General features: G+C 46.6%; 1 protein-coding gene. It reads left to right on the forward strand.

Features of this window, described 5'->3' with window-relative positions; translation table 11 throughout:
• Window positions 1–499: glycine betaine/L-proline ABC transporter substrate-binding protein ProX (proX, locus tag R7Q46_RS30175; protein WP_318078716.1), on the forward strand; the 499-nt coding region annotated here is incomplete at its 5' end.
• Window positions 500–522: the final 23 nt, after the last annotated feature.

A 522-nucleotide genomic window follows, 5' to 3' on the forward strand; every position in this document is an offset into this window, starting at 1 on the left:
GGTTGAGCATCAGTTGGATGCGTTCAAACTTCGTGACACCGTCACCCACAACCAAGGTAATTACGCCGCAATCATTGCTGATACAATCTCCCGCTACAAAAAAGGTGACCCAATTCTTTACTACACATGGACGCCGTATTGGGTAAGTGGCGTACTTGTTCCGGGTAAAGACGTCGTGTGGCTAGAGGTGCCGTTCTCGTCTCTTCCTGGTGAACGTAACGACATCGACACCACACTGAAAAACGGCAAAAACTACGGTTTTGAAATGAACTCTATGCGCATCGTCGCGAACAAAGAGTTCACAGAGAAGAACCCATCGGCAGCGAAACTGTTCGAAATCATCAAACTGAATATCAATGATGTCAGCGCTCAAAACATGATGATGAGCCAAGGTAAAAATAGCGCGGCAGACATCGAAGCGCACGTAAATGGCTGGATTAAAGCCAACCAAACAACCTTTGATGGTTGGATTGAAGAAGCGAAGAAAGCGGCAATGTAACGCCCAAAAACCTTAAGAAACCG

The organism is Vibrio sp. 811 (genome assembly GCF_033339195.1).